This is a genomic window from Actinokineospora spheciospongiae (genome assembly GCF_003182415.1).
GTDB classification, from domain to species: domain Bacteria; phylum Actinomycetota; class Actinomycetes; order Mycobacteriales; family Pseudonocardiaceae; genus Actinokineospora; species Actinokineospora spheciospongiae.
In genome coordinates, this window is the sequence record NZ_QHCP01000003.1 from 514,963 (window position 1) to 537,299 (window position 22,337).

General features: G+C 72.8%; 19 protein-coding genes. 12 read left to right on the plus strand and 7 right to left on the minus strand.

Going from position 1 to position 22,337, the window contains the following annotated elements:
• Complete coding sequence (locus DFQ13_RS09970; RefSeq protein WP_233438337.1) at positions 1-2,790, plus strand: TNT domain-containing protein; 2,790 nt, start codon at positions 1-3, stop codon at positions 2,788-2,790.
• The gene (locus DFQ13_RS09975) at positions 2,787-3,137 is read left to right on the plus strand and encodes a hypothetical protein (protein WP_052021785.1); all 351 of its coding nucleotides are present in this window, start codon (positions 2,787-2,789) and stop codon (positions 3,135-3,137) included. The genes DFQ13_RS09970 and DFQ13_RS09975 overlap by 4 nt, the downstream gene beginning before the upstream one ends.
• Before the next feature lie 25 nt (positions 3,138-3,162).
• On the opposite strand, the gene hisN is transcribed toward DFQ13_RS09975, so the two are convergent.
• Positions 3,163-3,939: a histidinol-phosphatase gene (gene hisN / locus DFQ13_RS09980; RefSeq protein ID WP_407643150.1), complete on the minus strand. Its 777-nt coding sequence runs from the start codon at positions 3,937-3,939 to the stop codon at positions 3,163-3,165.
• 39 nt (positions 3,940-3,978) lie between these two features.
• Here hisN and DFQ13_RS09985 point away from each other — a divergent pair, with 39 nt between their 5' ends.
• Together DFQ13_RS09985 and DFQ13_RS09990 are read left to right on the plus strand one after the other, a co-directional pair.
• Positions 3,979-4,647 carry a response regulator transcription factor gene (locus tag DFQ13_RS09985; RefSeq protein ID WP_110079731.1) on the plus strand — a complete coding sequence of 223 codons (669 nt, stop codon included), beginning with the start codon at positions 3,979-3,981 and terminating at the stop codon, positions 4,645-4,647.
• 1 nt (position 4,648) lies between these two features.
• The gene (locus DFQ13_RS09990; RefSeq protein WP_110079566.1) at positions 4,649-5,941 is read left to right on the plus strand and encodes an ATP-binding protein; all 1,293 of its coding nucleotides are present in this window, start codon (positions 4,649-4,651) and stop codon (positions 5,939-5,941) included.
• A 39-nt stretch (positions 5,942-5,980) separates the two neighbouring features.
• Here the strand turns inward: DFQ13_RS09990 and DFQ13_RS09995 are convergent, their stop codons facing one another.
• Genes DFQ13_RS09995 through DFQ13_RS10005 form a run of 3 tightly spaced genes read right to left on the minus strand, consistent with a single transcriptional unit; the run spans position 5,981 to position 9,136 of the window.
• Positions 5,981-6,478, minus strand: coding sequence for a GtrA family protein (locus tag DFQ13_RS09995; RefSeq protein WP_035287483.1), 498 nt, complete (start codon positions 6,476-6,478; stop codon positions 5,981-5,983).
• 28 nt (positions 6,479-6,506) lie between these two features.
• The gene (locus tag DFQ13_RS10000) at positions 6,507-7,049 is read right to left on the minus strand and encodes a GtrA family protein (protein WP_110079732.1); all 543 of its coding nucleotides are present in this window, start codon (positions 7,047-7,049) and stop codon (positions 6,507-6,509) included.
• A gap of 11 nt (positions 7,050-7,060) precedes the next feature.
• Positions 7,061-9,136: a sigma-70 family RNA polymerase sigma factor gene (locus DFQ13_RS10005; protein ID WP_325050916.1), complete on the minus strand. Its 2,076-nt coding sequence runs from the start codon at positions 9,134-9,136 to the stop codon at positions 7,061-7,063.
• 118 nt (positions 9,137-9,254) lie between these two features.
• On the opposite strand from DFQ13_RS10005, the gene DFQ13_RS10010 reads away from it, so the two are divergent.
• From DFQ13_RS10010 to purE, 4 genes are all read left to right on the plus strand, one after another.
• Entirely contained in the window at positions 9,255-10,031 is a 777-nt protein-coding gene (locus DFQ13_RS10010) for a hypothetical protein (protein WP_035284479.1), read from the plus strand.
• A gap of 76 nt (positions 10,032-10,107) precedes the next feature.
• Positions 10,108-11,310 carry a glycosyltransferase 87 family protein gene (locus DFQ13_RS10015; protein WP_052021358.1) on the plus strand — a complete coding sequence of 401 codons (1,203 nt, stop codon included), beginning with the start codon at positions 10,108-10,110 and terminating at the stop codon, positions 11,308-11,310.
• Positions 11,311-11,330: 20 nt separating this feature from the next.
• The gene (locus DFQ13_RS10020) at positions 11,331-12,515 is read left to right on the plus strand and encodes a 5-(carboxyamino)imidazole ribonucleotide synthase (RefSeq protein ID WP_110079568.1); all 1,185 of its coding nucleotides are present in this window, start codon (positions 11,331-11,333) and stop codon (positions 12,513-12,515) included.
• Between the two features lie 18 nt (positions 12,516-12,533).
• Positions 12,534-13,025: a 5-(carboxyamino)imidazole ribonucleotide mutase gene (gene purE, locus DFQ13_RS10025; RefSeq protein ID WP_110079734.1), complete on the plus strand. Its 492-nt coding sequence runs from the start codon at positions 12,534-12,536 to the stop codon at positions 13,023-13,025.
• 103 nt (positions 13,026-13,128) lie between these two features.
• On the opposite strand, the gene DFQ13_RS10030 is transcribed toward purE, so the two are convergent.
• Entirely contained in the window at positions 13,129-13,557 is a 429-nt protein-coding gene (locus DFQ13_RS10030) for a hypothetical protein (RefSeq protein WP_146241185.1), read from the minus strand.
• A gap of 908 nt (positions 13,558-14,465) precedes the next feature.
• Here DFQ13_RS10030 and DFQ13_RS10040 point away from each other — a divergent pair.
• Positions 14,466-15,647 (plus strand): helix-turn-helix domain-containing protein, encoded by a 1,182-nt coding sequence (locus DFQ13_RS10040; RefSeq protein WP_110079569.1) that lies wholly within the window; start codon positions 14,466-14,468, stop codon positions 15,645-15,647.
• A 4-nt stretch (positions 15,648-15,651) separates the two neighbouring features.
• Here DFQ13_RS10040 and DFQ13_RS10045 read toward each other — a convergent pair whose 3' ends face one another.
• The gene (locus tag DFQ13_RS10045) at positions 15,652-17,370 is read right to left on the minus strand and encodes an acyl-CoA dehydrogenase family protein (protein WP_110079570.1); all 1,719 of its coding nucleotides are present in this window, start codon (positions 17,368-17,370) and stop codon (positions 15,652-15,654) included.
• A gap of 157 nt (positions 17,371-17,527) precedes the next feature.
• On the opposite strand from DFQ13_RS10045, the gene DFQ13_RS10050 reads away from it, so the two are divergent.
• The 3 genes from DFQ13_RS10050 to DFQ13_RS10060 all read left to right on the plus strand — a co-directional run bounded on the left by DFQ13_RS10050 (position 17,528) and on the right by DFQ13_RS10060 (position 21,503).
• Positions 17,528-18,691 (plus strand): acyl-CoA dehydrogenase family protein, encoded by a 1,164-nt coding sequence (locus DFQ13_RS10050; protein ID WP_035284486.1) that lies wholly within the window; start codon positions 17,528-17,530, stop codon positions 18,689-18,691.
• A gap of 135 nt (positions 18,692-18,826) precedes the next feature.
• Positions 18,827-19,357: a DinB family protein gene (locus tag DFQ13_RS10055; protein WP_110079571.1), complete on the plus strand. Its 531-nt coding sequence runs from the start codon at positions 18,827-18,829 to the stop codon at positions 19,355-19,357.
• Positions 19,358-19,433: 76 nt separating this feature from the next.
• Positions 19,434-21,503 (plus strand): molybdopterin-dependent oxidoreductase, encoded by a 2,070-nt coding sequence (locus DFQ13_RS10060; protein WP_110079572.1) that lies wholly within the window; start codon positions 19,434-19,436, stop codon positions 21,501-21,503.
• Here DFQ13_RS10060 and DFQ13_RS10065 read toward each other — a convergent pair.
• Positions 21,481-22,311 (minus strand): SDR family NAD(P)-dependent oxidoreductase, encoded by an 831-nt coding sequence (locus DFQ13_RS10065; protein WP_110079573.1) that lies wholly within the window; start codon positions 22,309-22,311, stop codon positions 21,481-21,483. The genes DFQ13_RS10060 and DFQ13_RS10065 overlap by 23 nt on opposite strands.
• Between the last annotated feature and the right edge of the window lie 26 nt (positions 22,312-22,337).

The window sequence follows — 22,337 nt, forward strand, 5'->3', positions numbered from 1 at the left end:
ATGGGAATCGAGCTGCCCGCCGAGCTGGTGTCGGTCGCCGCCGCCGCGGGGGTCGTCTGGCCGGAGGCCGACGAGGACAGGATGCGCCAGGCCGCGGGGGCGTGGCGCGAGGCGGGCGTGCGGATGGGCTCGCTCGCGGGCGACGCCGACGGCACCGCCCGCACCGCGCTGTCGAGCTTCGCGGGCGAGGCGGGCGACGCCGCGAACCGGCACTGGGAGCGGTTCGTCACCCCGGACACCGGGCACCTGACCGCGACGATCACCTCCTGCACCGCCAACGCCGACAAGCTGGAGCACGCCGCCCAGCAGGTCGGCGAGGCCAAGGTCGCCATCGTGCGCAACCTGGTGGAACTGGCCAAGAACACCGACGCCGCGCACAGCGCCGCCGCGGCGGGACTGCCCAACGCGCTGCTCGGCCTGGAGACGGCGCTGCGCGGCACCGCCGCCAACGTCGCCCACATCAAGGACACCCTGGTCGGCTCGGTGCTGCCCGGCACCGGCGCCGCGGGCTTCACCAACGTGGTCGACCCCAACCCGGGCGCGCCCGGCGGACCGATCGGTGCCAGCCTGCCCGCCCCGGTGCAGAACCTCGTCGGCGGCGGCAGCGCGGGCCAGGCCGGGCAGGGCCTGGCCGGGGTCGTCCCCGGCGTGGTGTCCGGGCTGACCGGGAACGGCGGCCCCACCGGGCTGCCCGTCGTCGACACCATGGTCAGGGGCGTGCAGCACGCCGTCGCGAACCAGGCGCTGCCCGTCCTCGGCGACAGCGGGCCGGGCGCCCCGGCCGGTGCGGGGGCCACCGGGGGCACCGGTCTGCCGCTGGTCGACAACCTGGTCAGCGGGGTCGACCACGCGCTCACCGGCACCCCGGCGGGCGGACCGGTCGGCGGCGCCCTCGACGGCGCGGGCCGGGTCGTCGACACGGCCGCGGGGGTGGTCGACACGGCCTCCGGCACCGTCGACAACGTCGTCGGCGCGCAGCCGGGGAGCGGGCCGCCGGGTCCGGTCGCGCAGGTCGTGGACAACACCGCGGGTGCGGTCGACCGGGGCACCGACCAAGCCGGTTCGCAGGCGGGGCACCAGCCACCGCCCGGTCGGGGGTCGTCCGGTCCGGTGCCGTCGGGCGCCGGTCCGCTGGCGCCGGTGGTCTCCGGGGCGGTGGACCTGCCCGGTCACGTCGCGGCCGAGCTGCCGGTGAACCACGACGCCGTGCGGGCCGCGTCCGCGGCGGTGCTCGACGCCCCGGCGCACGCCGCGGCCCCGGTTGCCGGTTCCGTGCCGCCCGCGCAGCAGAACCTCGGCGGTGCCTTCGCGGGTGGTGGTGCCGGGGCAGGCGGCGGTGGTGTTGGTGGTGGTGCTCTTGCTGGTGGCGGTGCTGTGGTTGGTGGTGCTGTCGGTGGCGGTGGACCGGTTTCCCCGGCTCCGGTGAGCGGGGGTCCCGGCGCGTCGGCAGCGGTTGTCGGGCGCCCGGCCGTCCCGGTTGCCGGGGCTGTTCCGGCTGCTGGAGCCGCCCTGGGTGGACCGGGTGCTTCCGGTGGTTCAGGTGGTCCCGGCGGTGGCTCCGGTGCGGCGGGTGGTGCTGCGACGGGGCGTGCCGAGCCGGGGGGAGCGCGCACCGAACCCGGGGCGAGGGCCGCCGCCGGTGCGGTTGCCGCGGCCGGTGGCGCGAGCGGTTCGGGCGGCGGTCGGCTGGCGGGCGCGGACCCGGCGGTGACCGCGACCGACCACGGCAAACCGGGCACCGCCAAGCCGGACAAGGCCACAGCGACCCCGGTCTCGCACCAACCCGACGAGGTCGGCGGCGTCGTGCCCGTCGGCATCCAGGGCGCGCTGGCGGGGCAGACCCCGCCGGAGACCCCGACCGACGCCCGGCAGACCAAGCTGGTCGACCTGCTCGGCGGCAGGCCCGCGGGCTCCGCCCCGACCGGCGGCCCAACCGGCAACCCGACCAGCAGCCCAACCGGCGACCCGGCAGGCGGTTCGACCAACAGCCCGAGCGGTGGCTCGGCGGGCGGTCCGGGTGGTGGGCAGGACGGCCGCGCCGCGGGGGCGCAGCAGCCCGCCGCCGGTGCGGCCGGTGGGCTCGCCGCCGCACCGGCGCCGCGGGCGGGCCGCGCCGACCAGGACCCCGCGCTCGCGTTGTTCCTGGTCGGCCTGTTCCCGCTGGGGCACCTGCCGGTCGCAGGCGCCGCGCCCGCCCGGCAGCTCGCCGCGCCGCCCGTGGAACTCGACTACGCGGCGGGTGGCCGGTTCGCGCCGGACGACCACCCCCGGTCCGACCTGATCGACCTGACCACCCGGATCTCGTCCCCTGCACCCACCGCTCCCACCGTCCCCGCCGGTCATCTCGCCGACGGGTACGACCCGCTCGGCGGTGAGCACGAGCGGGACTGGGACCGCCGGTTCCTGGTCCGCCCGTACGACCCGAACGACCCGGCGTCCGCGACCGAGTACGCCTGGCCGCCCGGGGAGGTCTTCCCCGAGGGCGGGGTGGCGGCCGGTGAGCCCGACGTGCTCGCCGTGGGCACCGTCGTCGACCGGTTCGGCACCGCCGAGGGGCGGGTGTTCGCCGCCGGTGGCACCCCGTTCGCCCGGCGCTCGCTGCCGCCCGCGCTGCTCACCGCCGGGTACCACCGCTACCGGGTGCTGCGGCCGCTGCCGGTGTGGCGCGCGGTGTCGGCGGCCTGGTTCGCCCAGCCCGGCGGCGGTGACCGCCTGCGCGCCACCCGGTCCGCCGCCGACCTGGTGGCGCTGGGCTACCTGGTCGACATCACCGAGGAGGTCCGGGCGTGAACGCCGAGTCCGTCGTGGAGCTGCTGGCCGCCGTGGGCGTTCCGGCCGGGGTCGTCTCGGTCGGCGTCGAGGCCGACAACACCTGGTGCCTGGTGGCCGATCCGGACCCGGAGACCCCCGGGTGGGAGGTGTTCTGGCGCGAGCAGGGCAACCGCTACGACTGGGCGCGGTTCACCAGCGAGCAGGTCGCCTGCCACTACCTGTTCGGCAGGCTGACCTGGTCGCAGGTCGTGCGCGGGGTCGTCGGCGTCCTCCCGGTCGCCGGGGAGACCGGCGGTGGCGGGGCCGCGGAGCCCGAGACCGGGCGGGTTCCGCCGGTGGTCGACGAGGCCGCGCCGAAGGACTAGCCGCGCCGAAAGGACTGCCGCAGGCCTAGTCGCGGCGCAGGACGTCCAGTGCGGCGTCGTGCAGGTGGCCGTTGGAGGACAGGGCCGTGCCGCCGTCGAACCGAGCGATCCCGCCAAGGTCGGTGAACCGGCCGCCCGCCTCTTCCACCAGGACCTGCAGCGGCGCCACGTCCCACGGGTTCACGATGGGTTCGGCGGCCAGGTCGATCGCGCCCTCGGCGACCAGGCAGTGCTGCCAGAAGTCGCCGAACGCCCGGTTCTCCCAGCACGCGTCCACCAGGGCCAGGTAGTGCTCGCGCGAGTGGTACTCCGTCCACGTGCCCAGGTGCGTGGTCGACAGGTAGGCGTCGCCCAGGTCGCGCACGCCGGACACGGTCAGCCTGCGCGGTTGCGCGCCGTCCTGCCCCAGCCAGGCGCCCTCGCCGCGGGCGGCCCACCAGCGCCTGCCCAGGGCGGGTGCGCTGACCACGCCGACCGTCGGCGCGCCGTCCTCCACCAGGGCGATCAACGTGGCCCAGGCGGGGACGCCGCGCAGGAAGTTCTTGGTCCCGTCGATCGGGTCGAGCACCCAGACCCGGCCCGCGCCGACCTCCCCGCCGCGCTCCTCGCCGAGCACCGCGTCGCCCGGCCTGGCCTCGGCGAGCAGGGCGCGGACGGCGTCCTCGACGGCGGTGTCGGCGTCGGTGACGGGAGTGCGGTCCGGTTTGCGCTCGACGGTGAGGTCGGCCGCGCGGAACCGCGAACGGGTGATCCCGTCGGCCGCGTCGGCGAGCCGGAGGGCGAAAGTGAGGTCGGCTGACACGGCAGCGATGGTGCCACGCCTACGCTGTGTCCTGTGAGTGTGGTGCTGCTGGCCGAGGACGACGCGGCCATTGCCGATCCCCTGTCCCGGGCGTTGCACCGGGAGGGCTACGAGGTGCACGTCGTCTCCGACGGCCAGAGCGCGCTGGAGACGGCCTCGACCGGCGTGCCCGACCTGCTGGTGCTCGACCTGGGATTACCGGGCCTGGACGGCTTGGACGTGTGCAGGCGGCTGCGCGCCGCCGGTCGCGGAATCCCGGTCCTGATGCTGACCGCGCGCGCCGACGAGGTCGACTTCGTCGTCGGGCTGGACGCGGGCGCCGACGACTACGTGGCCAAGCCGTTCCGCCTGGCCGAGCTGCTGGCCCGGATTCGGGCACTGCTGCGCCGCCAGGCCCCGGGCGCCATCGACGTCAACGGGGTGCGGATGGACCTCGCCGCCCGGGTGGTGACCGTGGACGGCGCGGAGGTCACCCTGGCGAACAAGGAGTTCGAGCTGCTGCGGGTGCTGATCCAGCGCGCGGGCCAGGTGGTGACCCGCGAGGAGATCCTGACCGAGGTGTGGAGCGACCCGGAGCTGAAGACGTCGAAGACGCTGGACATGCACATGTCGTGGCTGCGCCGCAAGCTCGGCGAGGGCGGTCCCCGCTTCTCCGAGCGGCGCATCGCGACCGTGCGCGGGGTCGGTTTCCGCTTCAACGCGGAGTGACGTGCGCCGCCGCATCCTGCTCGCGATCCTGCTCGCGGTCACCGTCACCGCCTGCGCCCTGGGCATCCCGCTGGGCTACACGGCCCTGCAGGTCGTGGAGAGCCTGACCAAGGAGGACCTGCAGACCCGCGGCCAGCAGATCGCGGCGACCCTGGACGACGAGATCGCCAACGGCCGCCGCGTCGACCTGTCCAAGGTGCAGCTCGCGGTGCCGCCGGGCGGGCGGCTGGTGGTGTCGATCCCCGGCGAGGGCGAGCGCAGCTACGGCGCCCCGCTGGTCGAGGACATGGTGACCACCGACGAGCTGTCGATCGTCGGGCAGGGCCGGGTCCGGCTGCTGCTCGACGCCGGGCCGCTGCGGACCAGGCAGACCCAGGTGACGGTGCTGGTGTCGCTGGTGGTGGTGCTGACGATCGCGGCGGGCACGGTGGTGGCGATGGTCACCGCGCGCAGGCTGGCCCGGCCGCTGCGGCACGTGGCCGAGCGCGCCACCCGGCTCGGGGCGGGCGACTTCCGGCTGGACCGGGCCCGCTACGACCTGTTCGAGCTGGACATGGTCGCCGAGGCTCTGGACGCTTCGGCGACCGCGCTGGCCCAACTGGTGCAGCGCGAGCGGGACCTGGTCGGCGACGTGTCGCACCAGCTGCGCAGCAGGCTGACCGCGTTGCAACTGCGGCTGGAGGCGCTGACGTCCATCCCGGACGCCGACGCCGCCGCGGAGGCCAGGGAGGCGCTGGAGCAGGCCGAGCGGCTGGCCGACGTGCTCGACGAGCTGCTCGCCGCCGCCCGCGAGGCCCGCGCGGTCGGCGCCGAACCGGTGGACCTGGCCCAGGAGCTGTCCGGGCTGGTCGAGGAGTGGCGCGGGGTGTTCCGGTCGGAGGGGCGGGCGCTGCGGGCCCGGTTGGCCCCCGGTCTGCTGGCCAGGGTCACCCCGGCCCGGCTGCGCGAGGCGATCGGGGTGCTGCTGGACAACGCGCTGCGCCACGGCGCGGGCACGGTCACCCTGGCCGCCCGCACCGGCGACCCGGCGCGCGCCGACACGGTGGTCATCGAGGTCAGCGACGGCGGGGCGGGGGTGCCCGACGAGCTGGCCCCGCACATCTTCGACCGCGGCGTGTCCGGCGCGGGTTCCACCGGCCTCGGCCTGGCGCTGGCCCGGGCGCTGGTCGACTCCGACGGCGGCAGGCTGGAGCTGTCGACGGCCCGGCCGCCGACGTTCACCGTGTTCCTGCCGGTGCCCAAGGCGGGCAACGTGCGCGGGGTGAAATGGCCGGCGGAACGCTCGCCCCGCTAGTTCAGCGCGCTCGCCCCCGCTGGTTCTTGTCGGCCCCGCTCAACGGCGGTGTTCCAATTCATCCGGGAAGACCCATTTGCGGAATGCCCAGAAGCGGAAGAACATCGCCAGCAGCATTCCGATGATTGAACCGCTGGCGAAGTCGGCGATCTCCTGCACCGCCCGGGTGACGTTGGGCACCTCGAGGTCGAGCACGTAGCGGGAGACGAATGGCGGGATCAGGTTGATGCCCACGCCGATGCCGCTGATGAGGAAGAACAGCGCCGCCTCGTGCCTGCGCTCCCGGCCGCCGCGCATCCGGAACGACCACTCGCGGTTGAGCACGTAGGACGCGATGGTGGCCACGATGATGGCGATCGCCTTCGCGGTGATCGGCTTGTCGGCGAGCACGGTCAGCTTGAGGACGTACCAGATGACGTTGTCGATGATGAACGTCGTGCCGCCCACCACCGCGAACTTGAGCAGTTCGCGGTGCTTGAGCAGCAGGTTTCGCAGTGGCGCAGGCAGCACGCCCAACACCGACTCGACTACGGTCACCGGCGCAGTCTAGGCGAAGGACCTGCGGTTACGCCGCCCGTTCGGTGTCGCCGGCGGGGCGGACCGCCCGCAGCGGGCGCACCCGGGCCTCGGCGTCGGGGAACACCCACTTCTTGAACGCCCACCACCGGAAGACCATCGCCAGGGCCGTGCCCAGCACGATGCCGAAGCCGAAGTCGGCGACCTCCTGGGTGATCAGGGTCACGTTGGGGACCTGGAGGTGCAGCGCGTAGCGGGACAGGAACAGCGGCAGCGAGTTGATGCCGACGCCGATGCCGCTGATGAGGAAGAACAGCGCCGCCTCGTGCCTGCGCTCCCGGCCGCCGCGTTCCCGGAAGGACCACTCGCGGTTGAGCACGTAGGACGCGATGGTGGCGACGATGACCGCGATGGCCTGCGCGGTCACCGGATTGCGGTTCAGCACGGTGAATTTGAGCACGTAGTTCACCGTGATTGTCACGATGAAGCAAATACCGCCGACGACCGCGAACTTGAGCAGTTCCCGGTGCCTGACCAGGATGGCCCGCACCGGTTCCGGGATTCGGGCGAGCGCATTCTCGACAAAGGCCATGGCGGCGGAGTCTATCCAGGATGGACGCCCGGTGTCCCGCTGCCCGGCTCCGGTGTCCGGTCCGACCGGTTCGTCGGGACCGACCACGACCACCACGGAATCCACGCGACCGCGCTGTCCTTCGCCGTGCCCAGGACCGCCGTCACGGTGATCGAGCGGTCCTCCCAGCCGGGCGGGTGCGTGTACGCGACCAGCGCCAGGGTCGAGCCGGGGGCGAGCGGGCCGCGGGTGGTGCAGGTGGAGCGCTCGTGGGCGCGGGTGCAGTCGACCGGGGTCGCCGACGTGACCCGGTGGACCAGGCGGTCGAAGCTGATGGTGACCGGTTCGCTGCTCTCCCCGGTGTTGAGCACCCGCACGTCGAGCGCCGGTTCGCCGTGCGGGAAGCCGGGGCGGGGCGCGGCAAGCACCCGCACGGCGTCCTTGAGCGCGGGCGGGGCGACCCGCACCGGGATGCTGAAGCTCGTCGGGGCCACCCCCTCGGCGGTCACCGAGCCGGTGATCACGCCGTCGCGGGCACCGGGGTCGGCCACCACGGTGAAGCTGAACGACGCGGTCTCCCCCGGGGGGATGCCCGCGCCGGTGCAGGTGATCGTCCCGGCGCCCCCGGGGCAGCGCACCGCCAGCGCGCGCTCGGCGACGGCGCGGACGCCCTGGGGCAGCCGCAGGACCGCCGTCACCGGACCGGACGTCCTGCCGCCGGTGTTGCGCACGGTCATGACGATGTCGGCGGGTCGCCCCGGCACCAGGACCGGTGGGGCGACCGGGCCCGCGGCGTCGAGGACCGGTGTGGGCGCCGGGGGCGGCGCCTGCGGCGGGTTCGGCACGGGCGCGGGTGCCGGTGCGGGTGGCGGCGGGGGCGCCGGGGTCTCGGCGGCGGGTGGTGCGGGCGGGTCGGCGGCCGGTGGCCGGGGTGCTGGTGGGTCGGCGGGTGCCGGTGGTGCGGGCGGGGCCGGGGGGACCGGCGGGGCGGGGGTCGGGGCGGGTGCCTCGGCCACCGGCTCGTCGGCCAGGGGGACCTGCTGACCGGAGGGGCCTGCCAGCAGCCCGGCGACCACGGCCGCCGCCACGGCGGCGGCGGACACGCTCGCCACCACCCCCTGGCGCACCGCCGACCCCGCCGCCGCGCCACCGGCTCCGCCCGCGCCTGTCGCCGCGCCGCCCGCGGCCGCCCCGGCAGCCGCCGCCGCGCTGCCCGACGCCGCGTTGGCCGCCCCGGCCGCCGCCGCGGCGGCGCCGCCCGCGGCGGTGAGGCCGGTCGTGGCCGAGCCGGAGAGGTAGGCGGCGACGGCCAGCGGGCCCAGGACCAGCGGGGCCACCCCGGCGCGCAGGCCGCCGTTGACGTCGGCCAGCTCCGCCGCCAGCGCCCGGCAGCGGTCGCACTCGTCCAGGTGCGCCTCGACCTGCGCGGTCTCCCGCTTCGCCAGGCCGCCGCGGACCCAGGTGCCCAGCCGCTCGGCGGTGGCGTGGCAGTGCTCGTCGCTGGTGGAGGCCAGGTGGACCTGCAGGTACGCCTGCCGCAGGCCCTCGCGGGCGCGGTAGGCCAGCGCGGAGACCCCGTTGGGCGTCAGGCCGAGGACCGGCGCCACCTGGGCCGGGGACTGGCCCTCGATCTCGGTGTGCCAGAGCACGGCCTGCCACCGCTCCGGCAGCGTGCGGAACGCCCGGGCGGCGAGCGTGCGCTCCAGCCCCTCGACGGCCGTGTCGGCGAACGGCACGCTGACCGCCTCCGGGTTGACCCCGCTGGCCTGGGTGACGTCGTCGACCAGGTCGACGCGGCGGTCGCGGCGGGTCTTGTCGTAGGCGGTGTGGCGCAGCGCGGTGAGCAGGTAGGCGCGGAACGCCGAGTCGGGGCCGCGGCCCTGGCGCAGGGTGGCGAGGACCTTGGCGAACGCTTCGGAGACCAGGTCGTCGGCCTCGACCGACGAGCGGGCGAGCTGCCTGGCCAGGTTGCGGGCGGCGCCGACGTGCCGCTCGTAGAGCGGCCCGTAGGCCGCGGTCCGCCCGTCGCGGACGGCCTCGATCAGCTCGGCATCGCTCGGGCCCTCCAGCCCGGCAGGCACGGTCGACACGGCCTCCCCCTTCGCCACCGCGGGTCAGTGTGACGGACGCGCGCGCCCGGCGGCATACGCCCACCCGATGGTGTGATCGCGTCACGACCGGCCCACCGGCGCGTTTCCCCGTCGTCGACGGCGAGAGGACCACTCCATGGTGGTGCGGGAGACCGGGATCGGGGCCGCGGACCTGCGGTCCCGCTGGCGCGCGGCCAGCCTGGCGGCGGGCTGGCGCTACCCGAGCGACTGGGCGACCGCCGAGGTCGACGCGGTCTGCCGGGCCGCCGCCGCGGGCACCGACCTGGCCGCCCCGCTGGCCGCGCTCGGCCGGGCGCGGGCGCACGGCGGCGCCTGCCTCGCGGAGACCCTCATCGACCTGGCCGCCCTGCACGCGGTGCTCACCGTGCCGGACGGCCTGGTCGCCCCGAACCCGGACGCGCTGCCGGTCGCGTTCCTGCGGCCCGCCGCGGAGGCGTGGGCCGAGGCCGCCACCCTGCCCGGCCGCACCGCCGACCCGCTGACCGGCCTGGCCACCCTCGACTACCTGCGGGTCCGCCTCGGCGAGGTCCACCGGCACGCGGGCAGGCACGGCCTGGCGCCGGACTGGATGGCGCTGCTGGTGGTGACCATCGACCTCAGCGCGGTGGTGGGCTGGTCGCGGCTGGTGGCGCAGGTGCTCGTCGCCGACGCGCTGCGGGAGGTGTTCGACGGCGGCGAGACCGTCGCCACCCTCGGCCCGTCGACCGCGGTCGTGCTCGCCCCGCGCGAGCCCGACCTGGGCGACCGCGCCATCGCGGCCTGGCGGCTGATCGCCGACCGGCTGGCCGCGGACCCGTCGCTCGTCGCCGCCCGCCTCGGGGCCCGGGTGGAGCGCCTGCCGGGGACGGAGGTCGAGGCGCTGCGCGTGCTGCGCGAGGTGGCCCGCGCCTGACCGGGGACCTCACACGGGTTTCACGTGAATCCTCGGGCGCGTCGGTCGGGGATCGGGGCCGTGGTTTGCTGTGCGCGTGACGGAGCAGGCCGAGGGCGTCGGGGCGCCGCCACGCCCGCGCCGGGCCGCGTTGTCGGTGTTCCCCGCGCTGTGCGTGGTCGCCGGGATCGTGGGCTGGGCGCTGGGGTGGCACCTCGGGGTCGACAACGCGGTGTACCGGTCGGGCGCGGTGGCGCTGCTGCACGGCGAACCCCTCTACGACGCCATGTCGCTGAGCGCGGAGCCGTCCTGGGCGCGGCTGCCGTTCACCTACCCGCCGACGGCCGCGCTGCTGTTCATCCCGCTGGCGCTGGTGCCCACGCAGGTGGCCTGGGGCATCCTGGGGGCCATCACCGTCGCGTCCCTGACCGCGGTGGTCCGGCTGTCGATCGCCGCGCTGCCGGACCGGCCGCGGTGGATGGACCCCGACCGGACCACGGTGGTGCTCGGGATCGCGCTGCTCGGCCTGGAACCGGTGTGGCGCACGCTGTTCCTCGGCCAGATCAACATGATCCTGATGCTCCTGGTCGTGGTGGACGTGCTGGTCCTGGGCGCGCGCGGCAACCGGTTCGGCGGGGTGCTGGTCGGCGTCGCGGCGGCGGTGAAGCTGACGCCGCTGATCTTCGTGGCGCACCTGCTGGTGATCGGCCGCCGCTGGGACGCCCTGCGCGCGGTGGTCACGTTCCTGCTGCTGCAAGCGGTGATGTTCCTCTGGGTCCGGCACGACGTGGTGGAGTTCTGGGGCACCGCGGTGCAGGACCCGCAGCGCATCGGCCCGATCTACTGGGCGGGCAACCAGTCCCTCAACGGCCTGGTCCTGCGGCTGACCGACAACGCCGACTGGTCCATGCGGGTGGTCGTCCCGATCGCCGTGGTGCTCGCGGTGCCGTGCGCGCTGTGGGTGCGCGGGCTCCGGCCGCTGCCCGCGCTGCTGGTGACGGCGTTCCTCGGGCTCCTGGTCAGCCCGGTGTCCTGGTCGCACCACTGGGTGTGGGTGGTGCCGCTGCTGGTGTTCCTGCTCTCCCGGATCGACGACCCGCGCGACCGGCGCGCCTGGTGGCCGGTCGCGGCGGTGGTCCTGGTGTTCGCGAGCTGCGTCCTGCTCGCCATGCGCAACGGCCTGGCCGTGGAGTTCGAGTGGACACCGCCGGAGTACGTGATCGGCAGCGCCTACCTGCTGGTGCCGCTGGTGGTCGGGGCGATCGCGCTGGTCAGGCGGGTCCGGGCGGCTCGCGGGTAGCTGGGTAGAGTCCCCTGCTCGTGGACCCACGCACCGGTTTCCCCGTGGTCGGGATGGTCGGCGGCGGTCAGTTGGCGCGGATGACGCACCAGGCCGCCGTGACCCTCGGCCAGTCCCTGCACGTGCTCGCCGTCTCCGCCGACGAGCCCGCCCCGCTGGTTACGCCGAACACCACCCTCGGCCACCACACCGACCTCGACGCCCTGCGCGGCTTCGCGGCCACGGTCGACGTGCTGACCTTCGACCACGAGCACGTCCCCACCGAGCACCTGCGCGCCCTGGTCGCCGACGGCGTCGAGGTCCGCCCCGGGCCGGACGCGCTGGTGCACGCCCAGGACAAGTTGGTGATGCGCCGCAAGCTCGCCGACCTCGACCTGCCGGTCCCCGCGTTCGCCGAGGTCACCGCCGCCGACGACCTGGTCTCCTTCGGCGACGCCCACGGCTGGCCGTGCGTGCTCAAGGCCGCCCGCGGCGGCTACGACGGCCGCGGCGTGTGGATGGTCGCCGACGCCACCGAGGCCGCCACCCTGGTCCCCGAACTCCTCGCCGCGGGCACCCCGCTGCTGGCGGAGGAGAAGGTCGACATGCGCCGGGAACTGGCCGCGCTGGTCGCCCGCTCCCCGTTCGGCCAGGGCGGCTGCTGGCCCCTGGTGGAGACCGTCCAGGTCGACGGCATCTGCGTCGAGGTCCTGGCGCCCGCCCCGGACGTGTCCGCCGAGCAGTCCGAGGCCGCCCAGGACCTGGCGCTGCGCATCGCGGACGAACTCGGTGTCGTCGGGGTGATGGCGGTCGAGCTGTTCGACACCCCCGGCGGCCTGGTCGTCAACGAACTCGCCATGCGCCCGCACAACTCCGGGCACTGGACCATCGAGGGCGCCCGCACCTCCCAGTTCGAACAGCACCTGCGCGCCGTGCTCGACTACCCCCTGGGCGCCACCGACCCGGTGGCCCCGGCGGTGGTCATGGCCAACGTCCTCGGCGCCCCGACCGCCCCCACCATGGCCGTCGACGAGCGCCTGCACCACCTCTACGCCCGCTACCGCGACGCGAACGCCCACTTCTACGGCAAGCAGGAACGCCCCGGCCGCAAGGTCGGCCACGTCACCCTCCTCGGCGAATCCCTGCCGGAACTGCGCACCCGCGCCAAGCTCGCCGCCCACTGGCTGTCGCACGCCGAATGGCTCGACGGCCACGAGATCCACTAGGAGCACCGGATGACTGACCTGGCGCCGCGAGTCGGCCTGATCATGGGCAGCGACTCGGACTGGCCGGTCATGCGACTGGCCGCCGAAGCCCTCACCGAGTTCGACGTGCCGCACGAGGTCAACGTGGTCTCCGCGCACCGCACCCCGCAGCGGATGCTCGACTACGCCACCTCCGCCGCCGACCGCGGCCTGCGGGTGATCATCGCGGGGGCGGGCGGGGCCGCGCACCTGCCGGGCATGGTCGCTTCGGCCACGGTGCTGCCGGTCATCGGTGTGCCGGTGCCGCTGAAGTACCTGGACGGGATGGACTCGCTGCTGTCGATCGTGCAGATGCCCGCCGGTATCCCGGTGGCGACGGTGTCGGTGGGCGGGGCGCGCAACGCCGGTCTGCTGGCGGTGCGCATCCTGGCGGCTGCGGACGAGGGGTTGCGGGAGCGGCTGGCGCAATTCTCCCGGGACCTGGAGGCGATGGTCCTGGAGAAGGACGCCAAGCTGCGGGCTTCGCTGTAGGGCTCTTGGAGGAGCCGGGATTTCGTGGTGCCCGGCGGATCTGCTTGGTCGGAATTGCTTCCCGCCAAGCAGATCCTTCCGATTCCGGGAGCGCACGGGTGTGTCAGAGCACCGACCTCAGGACAAGCCCCGCGATCTCGCCGCGTTCGCTGTCGCTGTCGCCGTAGTCGGTGTAGTCCACCTTCTGTTCGCCTGCTGCCCCGGTGTCTTCCCTCGTGGTCGGCTCGTCCCACGCCACCACCCTGGGTGCGGCGGAACTCCCGATGATGACGCGGTGCTCCTGTGGCAACTGCGGCAAGTCCTTGACGTTGCCACTCGCCATGAGGCCCTGGTTCTCCGTCAACTCGTCAAGCGCGAACTCGAAGACTCGGACCAGCGTCCGCACAGCCTCCAACTCGATCGACAGCCGCACCCCCAAACCCGCGTGCAGGTTGCCCAAGGTCACGTCCAGGTAAGTTTCGTTGACCGAGAACTCGACCGGCCCTTCGATGATCTCCACGAGAAGTCCGGCGCTGATCGGTTTTTCTGGCACGGCATTTTCCTTAATGAGGCTCAGCGGTCGACGATCGTGCAATCGCCCAGTTCTCGAAGCAGCTTGGATGCGACAGTCCACCGGATCGCCGGGCTGTCGAAGGCCACAGCCTGATCGGTCGCAGGCCAGGGCAATGGTCTCCCTGCTCGATAGACCAGCCCTTGCACCCCGTACTCAGGCCAGTGCCGGACCCGCAGGGCGACGTGGCCGCGCCTCAACCGTGGGCAGGCGGACACCGACCACCGGGCACACGGCAGGCATATGGGGGGGGTCGGCCGCCACGAGGTTGTCAGGCCAGTCGGGTGAGTCTGTGATCGTGTCGCTGAGCAGCCACAAAACGCCGTCCTCGGTCTCATCGGCAGGGCCTGCGCACACCTGGCACAGCAGTCGCCGCATGGCACGCCTCTGCCGGTGGGTGTGGATGTCGGCGAACTGCGGGGTGCCCCGTCCGGGGCAAACCGTCACCCGATCCCACAGGACGCCCTGCTTGTCCCGATCAGCCAAGATCTCGTCCCAGTAAGCGATTCCACGTCCGGGGCGCTCGATGACCCTGGGAGGTTCGGCCGTCTCCCGGGACCACGTCGCCACGTAGGGAACGGCAGGGGTGGACGGCGGCCTCATGCCTTCGTCAGTCTTGAGCCGGGTTCGCCCGACGGGCATGGTTGTCAGTGTTTGGGCGCCCGCGATCGACGGTCTTGTACCCATGAAAGTCTCCCCTGTGGTCTCGCATCGGCTGGGCGGTCACCGGCCGCCAACTTTGGTGCCGACCGGCCTCAACCGGCGGATTTGCCGACTACTGAAACGGTAGGGGATGTCACTACGCGTGAGTGTCAGTAAAAGTGTCAATCTGTTCAGGTGGGCTGGCTCGGTACGCTAGACCTTGGACGTCCCCGATCGGGAAGGTCGCCATGTCGGACCACAACGTCGCTCACAACATCAAGATGGGGCGTGCCGCACGCAGGTGGACGCAGCCCCGCTTCGCCTCGCTGATCGACTTCTCCGTCTCCACGGTCAGGAAAGTCGAGCAGGGGGTCATGCCGCCGTCGCCTGGATTCATCGCCAAGGCGGCCAAGGTCCTCGAAGTCTCCCCTGAGCAACTACAGGGCATACCGTTCCTGGACACCATCAACCAGGACGGTCCGCTCGTCGGGATGGTCGACCTTCGCGCAATCCTCGCCGAGGGCAACTACGTCCGAGCGGAAGAACCCGATCCGCTACCGCAGATGGTCGCTGAACTCGACCATGTCAAAACCCTCTACCGCAATGACAGGGGCCGTCAAGCCCTGGCAGCGCTTCCCCAGCTCATCCGCAAGTTCTACGGCGCCCTGCGCGATGCTTCCACCGATACCGGGCGCGGGCGGATCTTCTCGCACCTCGCTGCCTGCTTCGTCACCGCCGAATGCCTGTGTCGCCGGTTCGGGTTCATGCACTTGGCCGCCCCCGCGCTCGACCGCCTGGAATGGGCGGCGGAGCAGGCCGACGACCCGCTCTACGCCGCCAAGGCCAAATTCCAGCGCTGCCGGATCTTGATGTACCTCGATTCGATTGACATCGGCCTCGCGCTCGCCGAGCAAGGTGTGGACCTCGTCGCGGGTGACGACGAGCCCGCCTTGGCGGTCCGTGGCTACGGGCACCTGTGCGGCGCCATCGCTGCCGCCCGGGGGCGACGACCCGACGTCGCCCGTGACCACATCACCGAGGCCCGCGAGCTCGCCACCCGTGTCGCAGGTGAGAGCGACGCCTACGGAACCTTGTTCGGCGCCGCCAACGTCGAGATCCACGCGTGCGCCGTCGAACTCGAGGCGGGTGACCCCGGCAAGGCCGCGCTCCGGGGGATGGCCCTCACCCTGCCCCCCACCATCGCCCCGCCACGGGCGGGCCACCACTGGCAGGACACGGCCCGGGCGTTCCTGCTGGTCGGCAACCCGGCGAAAGCGCTTGAATCCCTCGGTCGCGCTCGCCAGGCAGCCCCCCAGCAGACCCGTCTGCACCCCGGGGTCCGGGAGACCCTGCGTGGGATCGCCGTCGCCGAGCGCCGCGCGACCGACAGCCTGGCCAACTTCGCGGGCTGGGTCGGCGTGCGGGTGTGACGACCTAAGGCTTCATCTGGTAAGCGCCCGACAGGGCGGCGACCTGGTCCCACACGTGGTCGAAGCGGCCCTGGTCGACGTCCGGTTTGCGGATGGCGGTCAGGGCCCAGCGCTGCTGGGCCGACGTGGAGGACGGCTTGCCGTGCAGGGCGACGGCGTAGCCGGAGAAGTCGCGGACCAGGGTGTCGAAGACCTGGTCGATGACCTGCGTCTCCAGGCCGATCAGTTCCGCCTGTTCCAGGATGAGTTGGCCGTAGACGACCAGCGTGAACAGCTCGCCCAGGGCCAGGGCGAAGTCCAGGTCCTTCTGCTGCGCGGCCGAGGGCGGGGCGGTCGACAACATCTGCGCCAGGCCGTCCGCCTGCTCGCTGAACACGGCCACGTTCGGCACGTGCTGGAAGGTGCGGTAGGCCTCGCGCCAGTCGTGGAAGCGGATGGTGCCCAGGCCGCGGGCGGGGCCCTGGCGGAACAGGAACTCGTCGTCCTCGGGGTCGTGGCGGGTGGGGATGTGGGGGTGGGGCTGGGGGGCGAAGAGGTACTGGGGCATGAACTTGAGGATCAGGGCGAGGTTGACCGCGACCGTGCCCTCGAGCTTGGGCAGGCCGCGGATGTCGGTGGCGGCGACCGTCAGGTAGGTGTCGGCCTCGAAGCTCTTGGCGGCGACGACCTCGGTCAGCAGGCCGACGATGCGCTCCGCCTCGGTGGTGGCCTTCATCTTGGTGACCGGGTTGAACAGCAGGTAGCGGCGGTCGTCCGGGTTGGCCGAGCGGAAGTAGTCGATGGCGCGGTCGCAGAACAGCTTGGCCGCGACCAGGCGGGCGTACGCCTCGACGAACTGGGCGCGGACGTGCGGGAACGCGGTGACGCGGTTGCCGTAGAGGACCCGGTTGTGGGCGTGGGTGATCGCCTCGTGGAAGGCGTGTTCGGCGATGCCGATGCCGCCGAAGCACAGGTTGAACTTGCCGATGTTGACCGTGTTCAGCGCGGCGTCGAACGCGGCCTGGCCGGTGTGCAGGACGTCCTCGGCGCGGACCGGGTAGTCCTCCAGGCGGAACTCGGAGACGTAGATCTGCGACGGCACCACGTTCTTGACCAGGTGGTAGGCCGGGTGCGCGCTGTCGGCGACGAAGAAGACGTAGCCGTCCGGACCCTCCATGCCCTCGATCCGGCCGAAGACCGAGACCACCCCGGCGACGTTGCCGTTGCCGATGTAGTACTTGCCGCCGGTGGCGCGGTACCCGCCCGCGCCGTCGGGGGTGAGCACCATGTCGGTGGCGTAGATGTCGGCGCCGTGGTCCTTCTCGGACAGGCCGAACGCGCACACGCCGCCCTCGTCGAGCAGTGCGGCGGCGCGGGTGCGGGCGGCCTGGTTGGTGCTCTGCCACACCGGTCCCAGCCCCAGGATCGTGACCTGCCACGGGTACCAGTAGCTGAGCCCGTAGAAGCCCAGGACCTCCGACAGGGCGGCGATCCGGGCGGTGTCCCACCGCTTGTCAGCGGCCCGGCCCGCCTCCGCGCGCGGGGTCAGCAGCGTCGCGAACAGTTGCTCCTCGGCGGCGAAGCGCAGGAAGTCGGCGTGGAACTCCTTGGCGTGGAACTTTTCCACCAGGGTCCGCTTGCCGCGCGCCTCGAACCAGTCGATGGTGGCGCGCAGGAGCCTGCGGGTCTCGGGGTCGAAGTGGGCCGGGTCGTAGTCGTCGGGGTTGAACAGCAGGCCGGTCATGGCGGACTCCCCAGGCGACGACGACAGGTACCAGCGGGTAAGTTACTAAATGGTAACCCCTGCGCCAAGGGGCTTCCCCCGGGTGCGTGAGAACACAGGGCCGCGAAGTGAACGCGTACTAACATGGTTCGCGGGTCTCGAGACGTGGAGGTAGACAGTGGACGCGGGCTTCGGTCTGTACCGGCTCGGCGACGAGCACAACGCCCTGCGCGAGGCCGTTCGCGACCTCGCGGAGAAGGAGATCGCCCCGTACGCCACGGAGGTCGACGAGCAGGAGCGCTACCCCACCGAGGCGCTGGAGGCGCTGAACAAGGCGGGCTTCAACGCCCCGCACATCGCCGAGGCCTACGACGGGCAGGGCGCCGACTCGATCGCGGGCAACATCGTCATCGAGGAGATCGCGCGGGTGTGCGCGTCGTCCTCGCTGATCCCGGCGGTCAACAAGCTCGGCACCATGAACCTGATCCTCGGCGGGTCGGAGGAGCTCAAGAAGGAGGTCCTGCCCACCATCGCCGCGGGCGGTGAGATGGCCTCCTACGCGCTGTCGGAGCGCGAGGCCGGGTCCGACACCGCCTCCATGCGCACCCGCGCCCGCCTCGACGGCGACCACTGGGTCCTCAACGGCACCAAGTGCTGGATCACCAACGCGGGCATCTCGAGCTGGTACACGGTCATGGCGGTGACGAACCCGGACGCGGCCAAGCCCGCCGACGGCATCTCCGCGTTCATCGTGCACAAGGACGACCCCGGCTTCTCGGTCGGCCCGAAGGAGCGCAAGCTCGGCATCAAGGGCTCGCCGACCCGCGAAATCTACTTCGAGAACTGCACGATCCCGGAGAACCGGGTCATCGGCGAGCCCGGTCAGGGCCTGCGGCTGGCGTTCCGCACCCTCGACCACACCCGGCACTCCATCGGCGCGCAGGCGCTGGGCATCGCGCAGGGCGCGCTGGACCAGACGATCACCTACGTCAAGGACCGCAAGCAGTTCGGCAAGTCCATCGGCACCTTCCAGGGCGTGCAGTTCATGCTCGCGGACATGGCCATGAAGATCGAGGCCGCCCGCCACCTCGTCTACGCCGCCGCAGCCAAGGTCGAGCGCGGCGAGCCGGACGCCTCCTTCGCCTCCTCGGCCGCGAAGACCTTCGCCTCCGACACCGCCATGGAGGTCACCACCGACGCCGTGCAGCTCTTCGGCGGCGCGGGCTACACCCGCGACTTCCCGGTGGAGCGCATGATGCGCGACGCCAAGATCACCCAGATCTACGAGGGCACGAACCAGATCCAGCGCATGGTGATGGCCCGCCAGCTCCTCAAGGGCTGAGTCCCGGCTCCACCGAAGGCCCGGTCCCTGGACCGGGCCCTCGGCATTTTCGGATCTCCCGCTGATTGCGGACCGAACCTGTCCGCAACGGGTCCTAGAGTTCTCCTCAACAGACCGAGAGCGAAGGCGAACACCATGAACCTGATCCAGGACCGCACCCAGGCCGAGCCCGTCGAGAACCTCACCGGTGAGCGCGCCGACCTGCTGGAGACGCTGCGCACCCACCGCGGCTTCCTGCGGTTCACCGCCCAGGGGATCACCGACGAGCAGGCGCGGACCCGGACCGGTGCCAGCGAGCTGACGCTGGGCGGGCTGATCAAGCACGTGGCGCACACCGAGGCGGCGTGGGCGCGGTTCATCCAGGGCGGCGCGGCGGCGATGGAGAGCGTCGAGACCGACTGGGCGGCCGAGTTCCGGATGACCGAGGGCGAGACGGTGGAGGGGCTGCTGGCCGAGTACGCCGAGATCGCCGCGGCCACCGACGCGCTGGTGGCGACGGCCGACCTGGACGTGGCGCACCCGCTGCCGGTGGCGCCGTGGTTCGAGGTGGGCAAGAGCCGGTCGGTGCGGCGGGTGCTGCTGCACATCATCGCCGAGACCGCGCAGCACGCGGGGCACGCCGACATCGTCCGCGAGGGCCTCGACGGGCAGAAGACGATGGGCTGAGGACTGGGCTGAGGACTGGACTGACGATCGGGCTGAGGTTGACGGGGGGCGGGCGCGGTGGGTGAGACTGGTCGGCATGACGACGACCCGGTTCGCGACCTGCAACCTCTGCGAAGCCTGTTGCGGGCTGGAGCTGACCGTCGCGGGCGGGCGGGTCGAGTCGGTCAGGGGGGACGGCCGCGACCCGCTCTCGCGGGGGCACCTGTGCCCGAAGGCCGTCGCCCTGCCGGACGTGCACGCGGACGGCGAGCGGCTGCGGACGCCCGTCCGGCGCACCGCTGACGGGTGGGAGGCGATCTCCTGGGAGGCCGCCTTCGACCTCGTCGCCACCCGCCTCGCCGACGTCCGCGACCGGCACGGGCGGGACGCGGTCGGGGTGTACCTGGGGAACCCGACCGTGCACAGCCTCGGCGCGCTCACCCACGGCACCGGGTTCATGGGGATGCTGCGCACCCGCAACCGCTTCTCGGCCACCTCCGTCGACCAGTTGCCGCACCACCTGGTGGCGTACCTGCTCTACGGGCACCAGTTGATGCTGCCGATCCCGGACCTCGACCGCACCGACCACTTCCTGGTTATCGGCGGGAACCCCATGGCCTCCAACGGCAGCCTGATGACCGTGCCCGACTTCGCCAGGCGGCGGCGGGCGCTGGCCGAGCGCGGCGGCCGGATGGTCGTGGTCGACCCGAGGCGCACCGAGACCGCGAAGGTCGCCGACGAGCACCACTTCGTCCGGCCGGGCACCGATGCCGCGCTGCTGCTGGCGATGGTGCGCACGATCCTGGCTGAGGACTCGGCCAACCCGCCGTCCTACGTGGATGGCATCGACGTCGTGCGGGAAGCGGTCGAGGGGTTCACCCCGGAGTGGGCGGCGCCGATCACCGGGATCGACGCGTCGACCACCGAGCGGCTGGCGCGGGAGTTCGCCGGGGCGCGGTCGGCGGTCTGCTACGGCCGGACCGGGGTGTCCATGCAGCAGCACGGCGCGGTGTGCCAGTGGGCGATCCAGGTGCTCAACGTGCTCACCGGCAACATCGACCGGCCCGGCGGCGCGCTGGTCACCAAGCCCGCGGTCGACGTGCTCAAGATGGTCTCACCGGGGCACTTCGGCGCCTGGCGCAGCCGGGTGCGCGGCCTGCCGGAGTTCGCCGGTGAGCTGCCCGTGGCCGTGCTGGCCGAGGAGATCGAGACGCCGGGGGACAAGCAGATCAAGGCGTTCGTCGTCAACGCGGGCAACCCGGTGCTGTCCACTCCGGACGGTCCGCGGTTGGCGAAGGCGTTGGCCGGGTTGGACTTCATGGTGGCCGTCGACGTGAAGGTCAATGAGACCACCCGGCACGCCGACGTGATCCTGCCGCCCACGCCGCTGCTGGAGCGCGACCACTACGACATCATCTTCAACGCGTTCGCCGTCCGCGACACCGCCCGCTTCGCCCCCGCGGTGCTCCCCAAGCCGGAGGAAGCCCGCCACGACTGGGAGATCTTCCGCGAACTCGGTCTCCGCTACCGCAAGCGCTTCAAGGGCAAGCGGTTCGACACGCTCCGCCTCCGCCTGAGCCCCAGGGTCCTGCTCGACGTCCTCCTGCGCACCGGCCCTCACCGGCTCTCGGTCCGCAAGCTGCGCAAGAACCCGAACGGCGTCGACCTCGGCCCGCTCAAGCCCTCGTTCCCGCAACGGTTGCGCACCGAGGACAAGCGGATCGACCTGGCGCCGAAGCTCGTGCTGGACGGTCTGGGGGCTGTGTGCGAGCTGCGCGCCGGGGACGGCCTGCTGCTCATCGGCCGCAGGCACCTGCGGGCCAACAACTCCTGGATGAACGACGTCGACCGCCTCACCAGGGGCAAGGCCCGCCACCACCTGCTCATGCACCCGCGCGACCTCGCCGAGCACGGGATCACCGACGGCGCCGAGGTGCGCGTGCGCTCGGCCGTGGGTGAGGTGCGGGTGCCGGTGACCTCCTCCGACGAGGTCATGCCCGGGGTGGTGAGCCTGCCGCACGGCTACCGCGCGGCCAGCGCCAACGACCTGACCGACCCCGCCGTGCTCGACGGGGTCTCCGGGAACGCCGTGCTCAACGGGGTGCCGGTCCGCGTCGAGGCGGTCGGACCGGCACCCCGGGGGGTCACTTCTTCTTCGGCCTCGTGAGGGTGCGGCTGGTGCCCTTGCGCACCAGCGGCTGGTACAGCGAGCCGAGCAGGCGGGGCAGCGCGTCGAGGACGTAGGCGTCCGGGCCGATCAGGATGCGGGCCCTGTCGCGCTTCACGCCGTTGAGGATGGTGCGCGCGGCCTTCTTCGGCGTGGTCATCGCGACCGCGTCGAGGGACTTGGAGAAGTTCTTCATCTCCGCCGGGTCCGAGGTGCGGGCGTTGCGGGCGATGTTGGTCTTGATGCCGCCGGGGTGCACGCAGGAGACGCCGATGCCGGTCCCCTCGACCTGCATCTCCTGGCGCAGGGCCTCGGTGAAGCCGCGGACGGCGAACTTGGCCGCGTTGTAGGCGCTCTGGGTGGGCACGCCGATGAACCCGAACACGCTGGAGACGTTGGTGATGTGCCCGCCGCCGCGGTTGACCAGGTGCGGCAGGAACGCCCGGGTGCCGTGCACGACGCCCCAGAAGTCGATGTCCATGACCCACTTGAGGTCGGCGTCGGACATCTCCCGCACGCTGCCCTTGAGCGCGACACCGGCGTTGTTGAACACCAGGTCCACGCCGCCGAAGTCGGCCACGACCCGCTCGGCGTGGGCGTAGATGGCGTCGCGGTCGGCCACGTCGAGCTTGTAGGTGCGCAGCCGGTCGCCCGCCCCCGCCTTGGTCGCGGTCTCCTTCAGGCCCACCTCGTCGATGTCCGACGCGGCCACGGAGGCGCCTTCGGCGAGCAGGCCGAGCACCAGGTACCGGCCGATCCCGGAACCCGCGCCGGTCACCACGGCCACCTTGCCAGCGAACGACTTCACCGCAACCTCCCGAGTTGACTACTCCC